Source organism: Streptomyces sp. C10-9-1 (assembly GCF_024497955.1).
Classification (GTDB): domain Bacteria; phylum Actinomycetota; class Actinomycetes; order Streptomycetales; family Streptomycetaceae; genus Streptomyces; species Streptomyces sanyensis.
This window is the reverse complement of record NZ_JANHKP010000010.1, coordinates 1-13,211: the sequence shown is the minus strand read 5'-3', so window position 1 is coordinate 13,211 and position 13,211 is coordinate 1. Positions and strand designations below refer to the sequence as shown.

Genomic DNA, 13,211 nt, shown 5'->3' with positions numbered 1-13,211 from the left:
CCATGGCCCACACCCACACCCGCCCCGCCGCCACCGCGCGGCGGGGCGCCGCGGGGGCGAACCCCCGGCGCCGCGCCCAGCGCCGTCGCCGGCTGCTCGCCGTCGCCTTCGTCCTGCCCGCCCTGCTCCTGCTCGGGGCCCTCGTCGTCTACCCGGTCGTCTTCTCCGTCGGCCGCAGCCTCTTCGACGCCGACGGCGACCGCTTCGTCGGAGCCGCCAACTACGCCGAGATCTTCCGCGACCCCGCCACCCTCACCGCGCTGCGCAACAGCACCGTCTGGGTGGTGGTGGCCCCGCTGCTCCTCACCGGCATCGGACTGGTCCTCGCCGTCCTCACCGAGAAGATCCGCTGGGCCACCGCGTTCAAGCTGGTCCTCTTCCTCCCGATGGCCGTCTCCTTCCTGGCCGCCGGGATCATCTTCCGCCTCGCCTACGAGCAGGACCCGGACCGCGGCGTGCTGAACGCCGTCGTCACCGGCGTCCACGGCTCCTTCGAGGAACCCGCCCCCTACCCGACCGCCCGTGCCCGCACCGGCCAGGGAGTCAGCGGCCCGGTCGGCGGGCCGTACACCACCGACCGCACCCACGGGGCGGGGGAGGGCGCCCTCCTCGGACTCGTGGGCGTGGCCCCCGGCGCCCTGCCCGCCGACGCCGGGGAGGCCTCGGCGGCGCCCGCGCCCGGCCCGGGCGAGGTCGGGGGCACCGTGTGGCTCGACTTCGCCCCCGGCGGGGGCGGGGAGCAGGGCAGGATCGACCCGGGCGAGAAGGGGCTGCCCGGCGTGAGGGTCGAGGCCGTCGCCGACGGCTCGGCGGTCGCCACCGCGGTGACGGGGCCCGACGGCTCCTTCCGCTTCCCGGACCTCGCCGAGGGCTCCTACACCCTGCGGCTGCCCGCCGCGAACTTCGCCGCCCCCTACCAGGGCGTCGACTGGCTCGGCCCCGCACTGGTCACCCCGGCGATCATCGGCGCCTACCTGTGGGTGTGGACCGGCTTCGCCATGGTGCTGATCGGCGCCGGGCTCGCCGCGATCCCCCGGGACGCACTGGAGGCGGCGCGGATGGACGGGGCGAGCGAGGGCCAGATCTTCCGCAAGATCACCGTGCCGCTCCTCGCCCCCGTGCTGACCGTGGTCTTCGTCACCCTGGTGATCAACGTGATGAAGGTCTTCGACCTCGTGTGGATCATCGCGCCCGGGCCCGTCCAGGAGGAGGCCGGAGTCCTCGCCACCCGGATGTGGCTGGTCTCCTTCGGCGGCGGCAACGACCAGGGGCTCGGCAGCGCGCTGAGCGTCCTGCTCCTGCTGCTGGTGATCCCGGCCATGGTCGTCAACGTCCGCCGATTCAGAAGGAGCCGAGGATGAGCGGCCCCACCACCGCCGCCCCCAGCGCGCCGCCCGCCGGGCCCCGCCCCACCACCGCCGCCCCGCGCCGCGGGCGCCCGCCGCGCGCCCGCCGGGCGTCGCGCCTGCTCGGGCGCACCGCAGTGCAGTGCGTGCTCGTCCTCACCGCCCTGGTGTGGATCACCCCGCTCGCCGGACTGTTCCTGTCCTCGCTGCGCCCGGAGGGCGACAACGCCTCCACCGGCTGGTGGACCGCCTTCAGCGACCCGTCCCGGCTGTCGCTGGAGAACTACACGGCCCTGTTCGCCGACGGGGGGCTGGTGGACGCCTTCTGGAACACGGTGCTGATCTCCGTCCCCACCACCGTGCTCGTCGTCGGCTTCGCCGCGCTCGCCGGCTACGCCTTCGCCTGGCTGGACTTCCCCGGCCGGGACGCGATCTTCCTCGTGGTCGTCGGGCTGCTGGTGGTCCCCGTGCAGATCGGGCTGCTTCCCGTGGCGAAGCTCTTCGGCGCGGTCGGCCTGTTCGGCACGGTGACCGGGGTGGTGCTGTTCCACGTGGCCTACGGCCTGCCGTTCGCGGTCTTCCTGCTGCGGAACTACTTCGCGGAGATCCCCCGCGAGATGCTGGAGGCGGCGCGGATGGACGGCGGGGGCGAGTGGCGGATCTTCACCCGGCTGGTGCTCCCGCTCGGCCGTCCCGCCCTCGCCAGCCTGGCCATCTTCCAGTTCCTGTGGGTGTGGAACGACATGCTGGTCGCCCTGCTGTTCGCCGACAGCTCCGCCCAGCCGCTGACCGTCGCGCTGCAGTCCCAGATGCGCCAGTTCGGGAGCAACATCGGCGTACTGGCCCCCGGTGCCTTCCTCTCGCTCGTGGTGCCGCTGGTGGTCTTCTTCGCCTTCCAGCGCCACTTCGTGCAGGGCGTCATGGCCGGGTCCGTGAAGTAGCCCGGGCGCCCCGGACGCGGCCCGCACCACGGGGGCGGGCCGCGTTCGAACACGGCCCGGTCACGAGATATCTTGATGTCGAGCAATGTTGCAGACGTGGAGAGCGGAGCACCAGGTGACTGACTCGACCATCATCTATACGCACACCGACGAGGCGCCCGCCCTGGCGACGCACTCGTTCCTCCCTGTGATCCAGGCGTACGCGTCGACGGCCGGTGTCACCGTGGAGACCCGGGACATCTCGCTCGCGGGGCGGATCATCTCGCAGTTCCCGGAGTACCTCCAGGAGGACCAGCGCATCCCGGACGCCCTCGCCGAGCTCGGCGAGCTGGCCAAGACGCCGGCGGCGAACATCATCAAGCTGCCCAACATCTCGGCCTCCATCCCGCAGCTGAAGACCGCGGTCGCCGAGCTCCAGGAGCAGGGCTACGCGCTGCCCGCCTACCCGGACGACCCGAAGACCGACGAGGAGCGGGAGATCCGCGCCCGCTACGACAAGGTCAAGGGCAGCGCCGTCAACCCGGTCCTGCGCGAGGGCAACTCCGACCGCCGCGCCCCCGCCTCGGTCAAGAACTACGCCAAGGCGCACCCCCACCGCATGGGCGCCTGGAGCGCGGACTCCAGGACCAACGTCGCCACCATGGGCGCCGACGACTTCCGCTCCACCGAGAAGTCCGCGGTCATCGCCGAGGACGGCTCCCTGCGCATCGAGCTCAAGGGCGACGACGGCTCCACCACCGTGCTCCGCGAGTCGGTACCGGTGCTCGCGGGTGAGGTCGTGGACGCCTCCGTCATGCGCGTCGCCGCCCTGCGCGAGTTCCTCACCGCCCAGGTCGCCCGTGCCAAGGCCGAGGGCGTGCTGTTCTCCGTGCACCTCAAGGCCACGATGATGAAGGTCTCCGACCCGATCGTCTTCGGCCACGTCGTGCGCGCCTTCTTCCCCGAGACCTTCGCCCGCTACGGCGAGGTCCTGGCCAAGGCCGGGCTCACCCCCAACGACGGCCTCGGCGGCATCTACAAGGGCCTGGAGTCCCTGCCCGAGGGCGCCGAGATCAAGGCCTCCTTCGACGCGGAACTCGCCGGCGGCCCGGCGCTCGCCATGGTCGACTCCGACCGGGGCATCACCAACCTGCACGTGCCCAGCGACGTCATCGTCGACGCCTCCATGCCCGCGATGATCCGCACCTCCGGCCACATGTGGGGCCCCGACGGCCAGGAGGCCGACACCCTCGCCGTCCTGCCGGACAGCAGCTACGCGGGCGTCTACCAGGCCGTCATCGAGGACTGCCGCGCCAACGGCGCCTACGACCCCGCCACCATGGGCACCGTCCCCAACGTGGGCCTGATGGCGCAGAAGGCCGAGGAGTACGGCAGCCACGACAAGACCTTCGAGATCCCGGTCACCGGCACCGTCCGCCTCGTCGACCAGGCCGGCAACGCGGTCCTGGAGCAGACGGTCTCCGCCGGCGACATCTTCCGCGCCTGCCAGACCAAGGACGCGCCCATCCGCGACTGGGTCAAGCTGGCCGTGACCCGTGCCCGCGCCACCGGCGACCCGGCCGTGTTCTGGCTGGACGCCGAGCGCGCGCACGACGCCCGGCTCATCGCCAAGATCGAGCAGTACCTGCCGGAGCACGACACCGAGGGCCTGGACATCCGCATCCTCGCCCCGGTCGAGGCCGCCAGGCTGTCCGTGGAGCGCATCCGCCGGGGCGAGAACACCATCTCCGTCACCGGCAACGTGCTGCGCGACTACCTGACCGACCTCTTCCCCATCCTGGAGCTGGGCACCAGCGCCAAGATGCTGTCGGTCGTCCCGCTGATGAACGGCGGCGGCCTGTTCGAGACCGGCGCGGGCGGCTCCGCGCCGAAGCACGTCCAGCAGCTCGTCAAGGAGAACTACCTCCGCTGGGACAGCCTCGGCGAGTTCCTCGCCCTGGCCGTCAGCTTCGAGCACCTCGCCACCACCACGGGCAACGCCCGTGCGCAGGTCCTCGCCGACACCCTGGACCGCGCCACGGGCACCTTCCTCAACGAGGACAAGTCCCCGAGCCGTCGCCTGGGCGGGATCGACAACCGCGGCAGCCACTTCTACCTGGCCCTGTACTGGGCGCAGGAACTGGCCGCGCAGACCGAGGACGTGCAGCTGGCCCAGTCCTTCGACGCACTCGCCAAGACGCTGGCCGAGCAGGAGGAGGCCATCGTCGGCGAGCTGATCGCCGTCCAGGGCTCCCCGGCCGACATCGGCGGCTACTACCAGCCGGACGCCGCCAAGGCCTCCGCCGTGATGCGTCCGTCCGCCACGCTGAACCAGGCCATCGCCTCGCTGGCCTGAGGAACCGCCGCCCCCGGCCGGCCCGGCCGGCCGGGGGCGCACGGCGCCCGGGCCGTCCGGGCACAGCGGGCCCGGGCCGGTGCGCCCCGCGCCCCCGGCACGCGGACGGGCCCCGCGTGGGAGGACGCCGCCCTTCCGGACGGCTCCCTCCCGCGCGGGGCCCGCGCGGCCGGGTGCTCAGTAGCGGTCGACGACGGGAGCGCCCTCGTACTTCGACCCGGAGAGTCCGAGGGTCGCGTCGTACGCCTTCTCCTGGTCCCCGTTGGCGTCGTGCTCCTCCAGCGCGTCGTTGACCGCGTCGCGCAGGGCGTCGTCCTCGCGGTCCATGCCGATGCCGTAGGGCTCCTCGGTGAAGGGGTTGCCCACCACCTTGAGCCGGTCGGGCGTCTGCGCCGCGTAGCCCTTGAGGATGGCGTCGTCGGTGGTCACCGCGTCCACCTCGCCGTCCAGCAGCTTCTGCACGCACTGCGAGTACTTCTCGGTCTCCACCGTCGTGGTGCGGTACTCCTCGCGCTGGATCTCCCGCAGCGCGGTCGCGCCCTTCACCGAGCAGACGGTCTTGCCCCGCAGGGAGTAGGGGCCGCCGATGGTGCGGTCGTCCTTGCGGACGAGCAGGTCCGCTCCGGCCATGTAGTAGGGGCCGGAGAATCCGACCTTCTTCTTCCGTTCGTCGTTGATCGTGTACGTGCCGACGTACAGGTCCACCTCGCCGGCGGCGATGGCCGCCTCGCGGCTGCTGGTGTCGATGGTCTTGAACTCGATCATCCGGGCGGGGAACCCGAGGTCCGCCGCGACCATCTTGGCGATCTCGATGTCGAAGCCGGACCGGTTCCCGGTGTCGTCCTGGAAGCCCAGGTACGGCTGGTCGTTCTTGACGCCGACCACCAGCTTCCCGGCCTTCTGCGCCCTGGTCAGCGTGGGGGAGTCGATCGAGACCCCGGTGGCCACCTTGTAGGTCGGCAGCCGGGGGCGGTCCACGGAGGGAGCGCTGCTGGCCGAGGGGCCGCCGCTCTCGGACGCGGTGTCCGAGCTGCACGAGGTGGCGGTGAGGGTGACCGCGAGCGCGGCGACCGTCGCGTACGCGGCCGACTTGCAGGGCTTCATGGTGCGACTTCCTTCGTTCCGAACGTGCGGGTGAGCAGCGGGGACTTGTGGTCCCCGAGAGCTGCTGCGACACCGGGCGCACGGCTCCCCCTGCTGCGCCGCCCCCGATTCCGAGCACCTTAGGGACCGCCGTGTCGCATCGTCACCAGATCTGAGCTGAAATTGAGCATCACGTTCCGGATACGTCCGGGAGACCCTGCGGCACTGCCCCACCTGCGGCGACCGGTCTGTTCGCGGGCCCTGTGGTGTGGCGTGTTGCGGCGGCGGCAGTCGAGCCCCTAAATGGGGCAAATCCTGAAATCAACCCCGTGATCGGATGGTTCATGGTGTTCACCCACATGCTCGACCGCGGCGTCCTGGTCGTCACCCTCCACGGCGACGTCGTGATCGGCGACCGGGCCGCGGTGTCGCAGGGCTTCGCGGAGCTCGTGCGCACGTACCTGCCGCGCGCGGTGGTGATCGAGCTGCGGACCCGGGTCGTCAGCGCCGCGGCGCTCAGTGCGGTACTGCGGGCGCACCGGCTGTGCGAGCACGGGCGGGTGCCCCTGTCCCTCGTCGCGCACGAGCGCGCCACCCGGCGTCTGCTGGAGGCCGGCACGGACGGCACCGGACTGCGTGTCCTCGCGTGCCGGGACGAGGCGGTCGCCGGGGTGGCCGGGGTGGCGGCACCGGTGTGACGGGCCCTCCCCCGGGCCCCGCCTCGCTCCTCCGCCCGGCCCTCGGGGGTCCGGGCCGGTCAGTCCCGGTGTCCCGGGAGGCGCTGCTCGGTCCAGACCGTCTTGCCGCCGCGGGAGTGCCGCGTCCCCCAGCGTTCCGCCAGCTGCGCCACCAGCAGCAGCCCACGCCCGCCCTCGTCGGTGGTGCGGGCGCGCCGCAGATGGGGCGAGGTGCTGCTGGGGTCGCCGACCTCGCAGATCAGCCGGTGGTGGTGGATCAGCCGCAGGGTCACCGGCCCTCCCGCGTACCGGTAGGCGTTGGTGACCAGCTCGCTCACGATCAGCTCCGTGGTGAAGGCGAGCTCCTCCAGACCCCACGCGGCGAGCCGCTCGGCGGTGAGCTGCCGGGCGCGTGAGGGGGCCGTGGCCTCGGCAGCCAGCTCCCAGGTGGCCACCAGCTCCGGGGCGAGCGTCCTGGTCCGCGCGAGCAGCAGTGCCACGTCGTCGGAGGGACGGGCCGGCAGCAGTGCGTCGAGGACCTCCTGGGCGGTCTGCTCCAGACTCCGCCCCGGCAGCGCGACGGTGCGGCACAGCCGGGCGATGCCGTCGCCCAGGTCGTGGTGGTCGCCGTCCACCAGCCCGTTGGTGTACAGCGCCAGGAGGCTGCCCTCCGGCAGGGCCGTCTCCGCGGCCTCGAAGGGCAGCCCGCCGAGGCCGAGCGGCGGGCCCGCGGGCAGCTCGGGCAGCTCCACCGCTCCACCGGGGCTGACCACCACCGGCGGAGGATGCCCCGCCCTCGCCGCGCACAGCTGCCGGGTCACCGGGTCGTAGACCGCGTACAGGCAGGTGGCGCCCACCACCTGCTCACCGGGCCCCTCCCCGTCGGCCTCCTGCTCGCCCGCGAGCCGCGTCACGAGGTCGTCCAGATGGGACAGCACCTCGTCCGGCTCCAGATCCAGGTCGGCCAGTGTGTGCACCGCGGTGCGCAGCCGCCCCATGGTGGCCGCGGCGTCGATGCCGTGGCCGACCACGTCCCCGACGACGAGGGCGACCCTCGCACCCGAGAGCGGGATCACGTCGAACCAGTCGCCGCCGACCCCGGCCGCGCCCCCGGCGGGCACATAGCGGTGGGCCACGACCACTGCGGGGTGCGCGGGGAACTCCCGGGGCAGCAGCCGCCGCTGGAGCGCCCGGGCGGTGCGGCGCTGCTGGGTGAAGCGGCGCGCGTTGTCGATCGACACGGCGGCCCGGGCCGCGAGCTCCCCCGCGAGCGTCAGGTCGTCCTCCTCGAAGGGCTCCGGCAGCCGCGACCGCCACAGGCTCATGCAGCCGAGCACCAGGCCCCGCGCGGTGAGCGGGACCACCACCAGCGAGTGCGCGCCCCGTGGCAGACCCCGGCCCGCCGCGGGCGGGCCCCCGTCGCCGACCACCGGCTCCAGCACCGCGCGGCCCGTCGCCAGGCAGCGCCCCTGCGGCGAGTCGGGCGGGAAGGTGTTCAGGGCGCCGATCCGCAGGGCCGACCGGTCCGGCGCCGGCAGCACGCCGTGCAGCGCCGTTCTGCGCACCGGCCCGCCGCCCCCGTCGGCGACCGGCTCCTCCCCCCGGCTGACCTGCTCCAGCAGGTCCACCGACGCGTGGTCCGCGATACCCGGCACGGCGGCGGACGCCAGCTCGTCCGCGGTCGTCGCCACGTCGAGCGTCGTGCCGATGCCCGCTCCGGCCGCGCTCAGCAGCGCCAGCCTGCGCCGGGCCCGGTGGCGGTCGGTGACGTCCTCCACCAGCTGCGTCACCCCCAGGACCCGGCCGTCGGCGTCCTCCATCCGGAAGGCCGACACGGCGACGAGGCGCTCCCTGGACGGCTCGGTCAGCAGGCGGCAGGGCTGCTCGGTGAAGATCAGCGGCTCCCCGGTCTCCAGCACCTGCCGCAGTCTCGCCTCGATGGTCTCCGCGTCACCGGCCACCAGGAAGTCCCCGATCCGGGCGCCCCGGGCGTCCTCGGCCCGGATCCCGCCGATGCCGGCGACGGCGCGGTTGATCCGCAGGATGCGCAGGTCCGGGGCGTGCACCGCAAGACCGATGGGGGAGCGGCTGAACAGTCCGTCCACCACCGAGCGGTCGATCTCCCACTGACCGACCGCGGCGGCCGGGGCGCCCGTGACCAGCCACTCGGTCAGTCCGCCCGACCGCTCCAGAGGCCAGACCCGCAGGCCGAACCACCTTCTGCGCCCGTCCCCCGCCCGCAGCGGCAGGACCCCGGACCAGCCGCCCTGCTTCACGCACGCGGCGACCGCCTCGTCCACCGCGGCGCGGTCCCCGGGGGCGACCAGCACACCGGCGGCCACGCGGCCCAGCACCTCGCGGGCCGGGCGCCCCAGCACGGACTCCGCCCGCTCGCTCCAGCCGGTGATCCGTCCGTGCGGGTCGAGTACCGCGGAGACGGCCCGGCGCGGTGAGAAAGGGTCCTCCGGGTTCTCGTTCATGAAGGTCGCCGATCCGGTCATCGCTTCCATCCTGGCCGCTCCGCCCCCGCCCCGCACGCGGGCCGCTCCCGGGAGGTCCGGACGCGCCCGATGAGTTCCCGCCCCCGCCGCGGTCCTCCTACCGTGGGGCCTCGGGGCCGCCCCCGCCGCCCGCGGCCCTGCCGGGGCGTCGGACGCACGCCCCGGGCGCCCGCGGACGTCCGGACGGCAGACGAGGCAAGGAGCGCACCATGCCCGCCATCACACCCAACCTCTGGTTCGACACCCGGGGAGAGGAGGCCGCCGAGTTCTACGTCTCGGTCTTCCCGAACTCGCGGATCACGCACGTGTCCCACTACGGCGAGGCCGGCCCGCGGGCGGCGGGGACGGTGCTCACCGTGGACTTCGAACTCGACGGCAAGCCGTTCACCGCCATCAACGGCGGCCCGGAGTTCACCTTCGACGAGGCCGTGTCCTTCCTCGTGGACTGCGCCGACCAGGCCGAGGTGGACTACTACTGGACCAGGCTCTCGGAGGGCGGCAGGGAGGGGCCGTGCGGCTGGGTGAAGGACCGGTACGGGCTCTCCTGGCAGATCGTCCCGGCCGTCCTCGGGGAGCTCCTCGCCGACCCCGACCCGGCCCGCGCCCAGCGCGCCATGGCCGCGATGCTCCGGATGTCCAGGCTGGACGTGGCGGCACTGCGGGCGGCCGCCGACGCGGCCTGACGCGCCGTGCCGGGAGTCGCGCGTGCCCCGTCCCGCGCGGGGGCAGCCCGTTCCCGGGTGTCCCCGGGGGCGGGGTGCGCCATGCTGGACGGGGCAGCCGGGGGCGGCACCCGAGGAGGAGCGGTGGAACTGCACGGTGTCCTCGACGAGCTGTACGAGCTCGCTCCGCAGGACTTCACCGAGGCCCGCAACGCGGCGGCGACCGCCGCCCGGGAGGCCGGGCACCGGGACGTCGCCGACCGGATCAGGACGCTGCGCCGCCCCACGCTCTCCGCCTGGGCGGGCAACCTCCTGGTCCGGCACGACGCCGAGGCCGTGCAGGCCGTGCTCCACCTGGGCGAGGCGCTGCGCGAGGCCCACCGCACCCTCGACGCCGCCCGGCTCAGGGAGCTGGGCAGCCGCCGCCACCAGGTGGTGGCTGCCCTCGCGCGCCGCGCGGCGGACCTGGCGGCGGAGCGTGGCCACCCCCTCGGGGACGCGGCCCTGCACGAGATCGAGGCGACCGTCCATGTCGTGCTCGCCGATCCCGAGGCCGCCCGGGAGTGGGCCGACGGGCACATGGCGCGCCCGCTCACGGAGCCCGTCGGGTTCACCGCCGCCACCGTGGACCTCGCCGCGGCGCCGGCCCGGCGGCCGCCCCCCGGGGGGCGGGCCGAGGATGCCGGCTCCCGTCCCCTGCGCCCGGGGCCTGCCGAGCCCCGGGAGAGCGCGGCGGAGCGGGCGGCGGGGGAGGCCGCGCGCCGTGCGGCGGAGGCGGCCCTGCGCACCGCCCGGCGCAGCGCCCGTGAGCAGCAGGCCGCCGCCCTCGCGGCGGAGCGGGCGCAGGAGGCCGTCCGGGACGCCGCGGCCCGCGCGGAGTCCCTGGCCGATCAGCTGGCGCGTGCCCGGGAGACCCTGCGGGCCAGGCAGACTGCGGCGGAGGAGGCCCGCGACCGTGCCCGGGCCGCCGCCACGGACGCGGCGGAGGCACGTGCGCGGGCGGACGAGGCGGCCCTGCGCGCGGAGCGCCTGGCCCCCGCGCCGCGCCCCCGGTGAGCGGCACGCGTCCCGCGGAGCCCCGCTTGCCGCACGGAAGGCGGTGCCGCGCGCCCCTCGGCACGCGGCACCGCTGCGACCGGGACGGTCACCCGCCGGAACGGGACCGACGGGTGCCCGGCCCCTCGGGGGCGGCGTCGTCGGCCCCGGGCTCGGGGTCCCCCGCCTGCTCCGGGCGCGTGTGCTGCTGCCGGGCGCGCAGGTATCCCTCCACCTCGTGCTTCATCGCGTCGTCCTTGTGCGGGCTCACCCGGTTGCTGCCGTGTTCCATGGAGCACCTCCTCGGTACATTCGTGCCTTTCCGGACCCGTACCCCGCAGCGGCGCCGCAACACAGGGGGCTCCCGGGGCGTCCGCCGCCCCTGGTGCACGGCGTGCGTGAGCGGCCCGGTGCCCGGGCGGCCGACCGCCGCCCGGGCACCGCCGCGGTGCCGGCCGCTCAGGCGCCGGTGGCCCCGCCGGACCGCCCGCGCGAGCGCACCATGGCCGTGCAGGCGAGGCCGACCGTCGCCGCCGCACCGAGCACGGCCGCCGCCTCGGCCCAGGCGAACGCGGAGCCGAGGCTGCTGTCGAGCAGGCCGACCGCACCCGCCCCGGCCAGCGCGTGGAGCGCGACGACGCCCACGGCAAGGCCGGCGGAGGCCGCCCAGACCACGAAGGTGTCGCGCACCGCCAGCCACACGGCGCACACCAGGCACAGGGCCAGGACGGCGAGGGACGCGGTCTCGGCGTAGCCGCCGGAGCGCAGCGCGCCGAGGTCCGTGGGCAGGTGGATGGCCCCGCACACGAACAGCGCCAGCGCCGCGGGCCAGCGCAGCGCGGAGCGCAGCGCGGGGGAGACCGTCTGGCCGCGGGGCCCCGAGGCGAGCGCGGTGTCCAGCGCGGAGCGCGACCAGGTGGCGGCCGCCTTCTGCCGGGCCCGCTCCGCGCGCGAGGGCCGCGCGCGCCGTCCGCCCGCCGGGCCGCCCGCGGTCCCGTCCGGCCGGTCGCCGCCGTCGGTGCCGAGGATGCTCACCAGATGGACGACGTCGTCCACGGGGCGTCCGACGGCGGCGGCGCGCAGTGTCGTGTCGGCCTGGTGGAGGTCGTGCCCCGACTCCTTCAGCAGGGCGACCAGCTGCCGCACCTCGTCCACGGGACGGGAGACGGCGGCGGCCCTCAGGGCCACGTCAGCCGGGCTGGAGACCTCCCCCGTCCGCTGGAGGCGGGCGACCAGGGCCGCGACCTCGTCGAGCGGGCGCTCCGTGGCGGCGGTCCACAGCACGGTGCGGATCGGTTCGTCCTCGGGACCCTCCTCCGGGGGCGCCACGTCCTGGGCCGCACCCTCCGCGTCCTCCGGGGGCTCCGCGGCCCGCCCGTCGGCGGTGTCGCCGACGGCGGGGTCGGGGAACGGGTCCGGCGTGTCCCCGGAGTCCGAGCCACCCTCCTCGGGAGGTGCGACAGCGAGGGTGCCGGAGCGGTGCCCCGTCTCCCCGTCGGGGTCCGCGGCCCCGGCGCGGCCGTCGGAGAGGGAGGCGGAGGGCGCGGGGGAGCGGACGGACGCCGCTGCGTCCGCCGCGGTCGCCGCGTGTCCGGTCCGGAGTATGTGGTCGTCGGCGGTGTCTGTACTGAAGGGGTCGCGGGTCATGTCGCGGGCTCCGTTCGTGGACGCCGCGAGGCGTCCACCGTGTTTCGACTGTGCGCGCCTTCGAGTGCGCACTTGACTCCTACTAGTGCGTACTCGATCGCGTTGCGCCATCCGGGACCCCGGCCGCTGCGCCGACCGGGTTACCGCGCGGGGCGGCCGTCCGGAGCCTCCCGCCGCCCCGGCGCGAGGCTCCGCACGGCCGCGCGCGGCCGGGGGTGCGATGCTCGGTGCGTGGCCGTTCGCATCCGCCCCTACCAGGAGGCTGACCCCATGTCGGACGACAGCGGCTGGGCCAATCCCCTGCGGGACGCGCTCGACCGGAGACTGCCGCGGATCGCGGGGCCGTCGGGCCTGGTCATCTTCGGCGTCACGGGCGACCTGTCCCGTAAGAAGCTGATGCCCGCGGTCTACGACCTCGCCAACCGGGGTCTGCTGCCGCCGGGTTTCTCCCTGGTCGGTTTCGCCCGCCGGGACTGGGCCGACCAGGACTTCGCCCAGGAGGTCCACGACGCGGTCAAGGAGCACGCGCGCACCCCCTTCCGCGAGGAGGTCTGGCACCAGCTCGCCGAGGGCATGCGCTTCGTCCCGGGCGACTTCCACGACGACGCCGCCTTCGAGCGGTTGCGCACGACCGTGGAGGAGCTGGACGCCGCGCAGGGCACCGGCGGCAACTTCGCCTTCTACCTGTCGGTGCCGCCGAAGTTCTTCCCCACGGTCGTCCGGCAGCTCAAGGAGCACGGGCTGGCCGACCCGCCCGAGGGTTCCTGGCGCCGCGCCGTCATCGAGAAGCCCTTCGGGCACGACCTGGGGTCCGCGAGGGAGCTGGGCCGGGTCGTGCACGAGGTCTTCCCCTCGGACGAGGTCTTCCGGATCGACCACTACCTCGGCAAGGAGACCGTCCAGAACATCCTGGCGCTGCGCTTCGCCAACACCCTCTTCGAGCCGGTCTGGAACCGGTCCTACGTCGACCACGTGCAGATCACG

The 13,211-nt window shown here is 74.6% G+C and carries 11 protein-coding genes; 7 read left to right on the top strand and 4 right to left on the bottom strand.

Translation table 11 applies throughout. The annotated features are described in order from the left end of the window. The first annotated feature begins 2 nt into the window (after positions 1-2). From NPS70_RS15585 to NPS70_RS15575, 3 genes are all read left to right on the top strand, one after another. Positions 3-1,361, top strand: coding sequence for an ABC transporter permease subunit (locus NPS70_RS15585; RefSeq protein WP_256524858.1), 1,359 nt, complete (start codon positions 3-5; stop codon positions 1,359-1,361). Continuing rightward, a complete protein-coding gene (locus NPS70_RS15580) occupies positions 1,358-2,287 on the top strand; it encodes a carbohydrate ABC transporter permease (RefSeq protein WP_256524857.1) in 930 nt (309 codons plus the stop codon). The genes NPS70_RS15585 and NPS70_RS15580 overlap by 4 nt, the downstream gene beginning before the upstream one ends. 115 nt (positions 2,288-2,402) lie before the next feature. Beyond that, a complete protein-coding gene (locus tag NPS70_RS15575) occupies positions 2,403-4,622 on the top strand; it encodes an NADP-dependent isocitrate dehydrogenase (RefSeq protein ID WP_256524856.1) in 2,220 nt (739 codons plus the stop codon). A 177-nt stretch (positions 4,623-4,799) separates the two neighbouring features. Here the strand turns inward: NPS70_RS15575 and NPS70_RS15570 are convergent, their stop codons facing one another. Beyond that, positions 4,800-5,726, bottom strand: a complete 927-nt coding sequence (locus NPS70_RS15570) for a glutamate ABC transporter substrate-binding protein (protein WP_256524855.1) — start codon at positions 5,724-5,726, stop codon at positions 4,800-4,802. A 308-nt stretch (positions 5,727-6,034) separates the two neighbouring features. On the opposite strand from NPS70_RS15570, the gene NPS70_RS15565 reads away from it, so the two are divergent. Continuing rightward, positions 6,035-6,403 (top strand): hypothetical protein, encoded by a 369-nt coding sequence (locus NPS70_RS15565; RefSeq protein ID WP_256524854.1) that lies wholly within the window; start codon positions 6,035-6,037, stop codon positions 6,401-6,403. A gap of 59 nt (positions 6,404-6,462) precedes the next feature. Here NPS70_RS15565 and NPS70_RS15560 read toward each other — a convergent pair whose 3' ends face one another. After that, entirely contained in the window at positions 6,463-8,883 is a 2,421-nt protein-coding gene (locus tag NPS70_RS15560) for a SpoIIE family protein phosphatase (RefSeq protein WP_256524853.1), read from the bottom strand. A 209-nt stretch (positions 8,884-9,092) separates the two neighbouring features. On the opposite strand from NPS70_RS15560, the gene NPS70_RS15555 reads away from it, so the two are divergent. Both NPS70_RS15555 and NPS70_RS15550 read left to right on the top strand, forming a co-directional pair. Continuing rightward, positions 9,093-9,566, top strand: coding sequence for a VOC family protein (locus NPS70_RS15555; protein ID WP_256524852.1), 474 nt, complete (start codon positions 9,093-9,095; stop codon positions 9,564-9,566). A 123-nt stretch (positions 9,567-9,689) separates the two neighbouring features. Continuing rightward, positions 9,690-10,601 carry a hypothetical protein gene (locus tag NPS70_RS15550; RefSeq protein WP_256524851.1) on the top strand — a complete coding sequence of 304 codons (912 nt, stop codon included), beginning with the start codon at positions 9,690-9,692 and terminating at the stop codon, positions 10,599-10,601. 88 nt (positions 10,602-10,689) lie between these two features. Here NPS70_RS15550 and NPS70_RS15545 read toward each other — a convergent pair whose 3' ends face one another. Next, a complete protein-coding gene (locus tag NPS70_RS15545) occupies positions 10,690-10,872 on the bottom strand; it encodes a hypothetical protein (protein ID WP_256524850.1) in 183 nt (60 codons plus the stop codon). Positions 10,873-11,039: 167 nt separating this feature from the next. Continuing rightward, positions 11,040-12,227 (bottom strand): hypothetical protein, encoded by a 1,188-nt coding sequence (locus NPS70_RS15540; protein WP_256524849.1) that lies wholly within the window; start codon positions 12,225-12,227, stop codon positions 11,040-11,042. A 270-nt stretch (positions 12,228-12,497) separates the two neighbouring features. Between NPS70_RS15540 and NPS70_RS15535 the strand changes: the two genes are divergently transcribed. Continuing rightward, on the top strand, positions 12,498-13,211 hold a 714-nt coding region (locus NPS70_RS15535), incomplete at its 3' end, for a glucose-6-phosphate dehydrogenase (protein WP_256525115.1).

Excerpts from the sequence above, each read along its gene's own strand:
- NPS70_RS15570 (WP_256524855.1), bottom strand. The coding sequence starts at position 5,726 with ATGAAGCCCTGCAAGTCGGCCGCGTACGCGACGGTCGCCGCGCTCGCG.
- NPS70_RS15555 (WP_256524852.1), top strand. The coding sequence starts at position 9,093 with ATGCCCGCCATCACACCCAACCTCTGGTTCGACACCCGGGGAGAGGAG.
- NPS70_RS15545 (WP_256524850.1), bottom strand. The coding sequence starts at position 10,872 with ATGGAACACGGCAGCAACCGGGTGAGCCCGCACAAGGACGACGCGATG.
- NPS70_RS15540 (WP_256524849.1), bottom strand. The coding sequence starts at position 12,227 with ATGACCCGCGACCCCTTCAGTACAGACACCGCCGACGACCACATACTC.
- NPS70_RS15585 (WP_256524858.1), top strand. The coding sequence starts at position 3 with ATGGCCCACACCCACACCCGCCCCGCCGCCACCGCGCGGCGGGGCGCC.
- NPS70_RS15560 (WP_256524853.1), bottom strand. The coding sequence starts at position 8,883 with ATGACCGGATCGGCGACCTTCATGAACGAGAACCCGGAGGACCCTTTC.
- NPS70_RS15580 (WP_256524857.1), top strand. The coding sequence starts at position 1,358 with ATGAGCGGCCCCACCACCGCCGCCCCCAGCGCGCCGCCCGCCGGGCCC.